This window comes from Adlercreutzia sp. DFI.6.23 (genome assembly GCF_024462535.1).
Lineage (GTDB): Bacteria > Actinomycetota > Coriobacteriia > Coriobacteriales > Eggerthellaceae > Adlercreutzia > Adlercreutzia rubneri.
Map to the genome: position 1 here is coordinate 1 of NZ_JANGBP010000289.1, position 349 is coordinate 349.

The 349-nt window shown below is 68.2% G+C and carries 1 protein-coding gene; it reads right to left on the bottom strand.

Annotated elements, in window-relative coordinates:
* Nucleotides 1-349 (bottom strand): LuxR C-terminal-related transcriptional regulator (locus NE591_RS13415; protein ID WP_256156883.1); only part of this gene is annotated, 349 nt, incomplete at both ends.

The following is a 349-nucleotide window of genomic DNA, read 5'->3' on the forward strand; positions in this document are numbered from 1 at the left end:
GGGCCTTCGCGGTGCCCTCGGCGATGATGAGTTCGTGGGCCACGCCGGAAAGCGACTTGCCCTGAGCAAGCAGCTCCATCACCTCCCGTTCGAGTGGCGTGAGGCGGCGCGCTTCGGCCACGGTGGCGCAGCGACGCGCCAGACGCGTGCGCTCGTTCTCCTCGGGTGGTCGTTTGCCCATGAAGGCGATGCCCCAGCGCTCGCCGATCTCGCGTTCGTTAAGCACGAGAGTTGCCACCGCCACAATGGCCGCAATGGCGACTACGGCACCGATGGCCGGTCCCGTGCCTCCGAACAGGCCGGATCCATCGTAGAGGAGCGCCCCCTCGCGGCCGACCCAACTCACGAG